Annotated in this window: 5 protein-coding genes; 2 read left to right on the top strand and 3 right to left on the bottom strand. The window is 52.9% G+C overall.

All coding sequences use genetic code 11. From position 1 onward, the window contains the following. Both ACI77D_RS29150 and mobV read right to left on the bottom strand, forming a co-directional pair. The coding region (locus tag ACI77D_RS29150; protein ID WP_407018079.1) for a hypothetical protein at nucleotides 1–366 on the bottom strand (366 nt) is incomplete at its 3' end. Nucleotides 367–391: 25 nt separating this feature from the next. Further along, on the bottom strand, nucleotides 392–1,375 hold the full coding sequence (gene mobV / locus ACI77D_RS29145; RefSeq protein WP_407018078.1) for a MobV family relaxase: 984 nt from the start codon (nucleotides 1,373–1,375) through the stop codon (nucleotides 392–394). Nucleotides 1,376–1,969: 594 nt separating this feature from the next. Here mobV and ACI77D_RS29140 point away from each other — a divergent pair. After that, a complete protein-coding gene (locus ACI77D_RS29140) occupies nucleotides 1,970–2,572 on the top strand; it encodes a replication/maintenance protein RepL (RefSeq protein WP_407018077.1) in 603 nt (200 codons plus the stop codon). Further along, complete coding sequence (locus tag ACI77D_RS29135; RefSeq protein ID WP_407018076.1) at nucleotides 2,565–2,819, top strand: antitoxin VbhA family protein; 255 nt, start codon at nucleotides 2,565–2,567, stop codon at nucleotides 2,817–2,819. The genes ACI77D_RS29140 and ACI77D_RS29135 overlap by 8 nt, the downstream gene beginning before the upstream one ends. 49 nt (nucleotides 2,820–2,868) lie before the next feature. Here ACI77D_RS29135 and ACI77D_RS29130 read toward each other — a convergent pair. Next, the coding region (locus ACI77D_RS29130; protein WP_407018075.1) for a hypothetical protein at nucleotides 2,869–3,177 on the bottom strand (309 nt) is incomplete at its 5' end.

The following is a 3,177-nucleotide window of genomic DNA, read 5'->3' as shown; positions in this document are numbered from 1 at the left end:
ATCTTTAGCATTGGGATATTTAGGCATAAGCTGGATCGAAATGAGTTTATCAATTGTCGTTAGATACATCACTTTAACGTCCAGGTCTTTTGGCTTACCCTGTGTTGATGGCTCCGTTTTTACTGGTTTTGGCGGTGATTCCTTCCCGACCATTCGGTCAAATACGCCACGCATCTCGGGCGTAATCTCGATATTTCGTTTTTTTTCCTGATTATAAAAAAAAGCTCCTAACCCCATTAAAATGGCAGCTAGGCTCACACCTCCAATTACAGCACCTGTAATAGAGAATGTTTTGTCTGTAAGTTCACCTCCTACGAAGCCACAGACAATAGTCGCCACAATTATAATTCCAATAAATTTTTTCATTTAAACTCTCATACTCAAAATATCCTTACCTTGAATTGCCGCGATCAGGAACATTTCTTCCCTGTTCACGACGGATTACCTTGCTCTGTTTTTTCGCTTTCTTATTTTCGACTTGGAAAGTCATGGCAACCCTCAAAACCTCGGCTACCTGAGCCTTTGTGAGCCCCTTGAAAGGCTCTTGAATCGACTCTAGGCGCTTTCTCAGGTCATTTGCCGTGTCCTGTAGTTCTTTCGCTCTACGACGCTCCTGAAGCGCTGTAGAGGCCATGGCAATGGTCCCGGCGAATCCATCGTTCACCGCTTTGGTCAGACGCTCTGCAACCATCTCTGGCGATTCGACTAAATCGCCTCGGCCCAAGACCGTCTTAGCCATGAACCCCGCTTTTTCAAGCACCCGCGGCTCCAAACTCTTGGGGCTGAGCGTGGCTTTTGGCGTGACACCAAGCTGAACCGCCGCGTAATGCTGCTGGATCGTCTGGTGAGTGGCCTTGCTGCCCTCGATCCCACGCTCCAGTCCCAGATCAGCGACACAGCCGGCGTAACTGGTCTGGTCTGCACGCATCTTGTCCCTGCTACCGATGAACTCCTTGGCGCTCAGCCGCTTGTCCTGCGTCAGCGGCACCACGAACGCGGACAGGTGCGGTGTGGCCTCGTCCCGGTGAATGCTGGCCGTGACTATCCGATCGACGCCGTACTTGTCGGCCAGCCATTGCAGGGATCGCTGGAAGAACGCCTTTTCCTGTTCTGGTGTCGCTTTGTCGAACCATTCGGGGCTGGCTGTCATCACGTATTCCACCACCAGAACCGCGTCCTTGCGCCGTTTCTCCGGCAGCAAAGCGCGCAACTTGCCCATGGCCTCGTCCGTGCTTTTCGCGCCCAGGTGCTGATTGTCAGGTGTGCGCTCCTGGTCAGCATTGTGCGTCTCGCGTTCGCGGTAGCAATGCTGCATTGAGGCCGCCACAGACCCCATGTTCGCGAGCTTTTTCGCCCGCATGATTGCGTACGCCATATCGCCCCAAATCCGCTGAAATGCCGCCTAGCTCCGCTGGGCCATTTCCTTGAAGTGTACTCACTAGACTTTGCTTCGCAAAGATCGTTCGAAAAGCCAAGGCAAGAGCAGATCAACCCCCTGACCTTTTCGCCCGCAAGCGGAGCGCGCAGGCCGAAGGCGGCGGCGTGAAGGAGCGAAGCAGCCGCACGTTGATCCACACCCTTGCGGGGTAGTGGACGGCGCACAGCGACTGGAAGGCCGCTGGATCTGGATCAAGAATCGCGGTGCCTGACACACCGTCCTAACGCGCTTCGCTTGTTGGGCGTCCCCCAGCACAGCGCCCGCTTCGCGGTCACTGCACCGGGAGCCACCTTGAGCTAGCTGCATAGCCCGATTCTTTGAATCTCCGAAGCAAGATCACAGGCCCATCAAGAGCCAGATCAAGAGCACGTAGTAACAGAGTGAGAAGCAAACGACCTTTTCGGCCATATGCCACGGGAAATGTCGAGACAAACTCAGGACCTCCCGAGACAAACTCAGGACGATACGAGACAGAAAATAGTTGTTTTTTGTCTTTTATGAGCTTAGCGTGTGTCTCACCAAAGGACAAAAATGGCTTCCGATATGTCTGCAACGATCAACCTCCGCAAACTCGAATACAGCCCCTTGGCTAACCCTCTGCTGGAGCCCACTGAGGTGACGGTGAAGAAGCGATATGTGAAAACGGGTACGTCAGAAGAGTTGGTAAGCACACGCACCGGTGAGGTACGCCAAACCGCTGCGATCTACACCGTAGACGAGCGGGACGATGCCTCTTTCGTGAAGGTGTTTGCCGCTGGTGTGGCCGCGGCATTCGACCTTGGCCGCACTGCATCGCGAGTCTTTCAGTTGGTCCTGCAGGAATACGAACGAGCCCCCATGCGTCAGGGCTTTGCCGAAAGCATCGAACTGGCGTGGTTCAACGATGGCCTGTCTGGTCGGTCGGTCGACATGAGCGAAAAGACGTTCCAGCGTGGTCTCAAAGAGCTTCTAGCCAAGCAGTTTCTGGCTCCCCGCTCCCCATCCACCTTCTGGGTCAATCCGGCCCTGTTCTTCAAAGGGGACCGCGTGAAGTTCATCACCGAATATCGTAGAAAAGGCTCTAAGGAATCGCATGCACCGGCCGCCGTTACGGGCGCTACAGCCACGACTACAGAGGTTATTGCAGATGAGTGAGAGTCGAACTGAACCCCATTTTATCCAAGTTGGCGATCCCGATGATGCCACCGGACCACTTCCAATTTTTATTACCAAAGATCGAGATGACCGAGACAAACGGCTACAGGCTGTGACCTTCGCCCGCGCCTCGGTAGGGCTGGAAGGCTTCACACTCTCGGAGATCGACGAGGAACAGGCCAGAGCCTACGTCGATGGTGAACTCACCCTGGGCGAGTTCTTGAAACGCTCCATAGACGAGAACTGAGTGGCTTTTACACACCGGTACTCAACACCTAGGTGTGAGGAAGGAGGTGCTAAGGCTTTAAAAGAAGAATTCTCCCGAGACCAAATGGAGGAGTTTTCTTGTCAAGATATTCACTCAATTCAAGCCCTCCCTCCATTCTACCTTCTTGAAAATCAGAATTTTCTTGTGACGATAAGGACATCGAATAGAGAGCGAAGCCGGTCGACTCTCCGAATATGCGTTTATAACTTATCATCATAAGTTCTGCGCCTGCGGTGGTACTTTTTCGATCAACTAAAAGGAGTCTTTGAAGGAATGAGTCATGAAACCCAAATATGTACCCAGCAGCGTTTTTATTTACCATCAGCTCGCTGAATGA

Source organism: Pseudomonas sp. O39 (genome assembly GCF_045447295.1).
Lineage (GTDB): Bacteria > Pseudomonadota > Gammaproteobacteria > Pseudomonadales > Pseudomonadaceae > Aquipseudomonas > Aquipseudomonas antarctica_A.
Note: the sequence above shows the minus strand (reverse complement) of the source record. Positions and strands in the feature narration are given on the sequence as shown.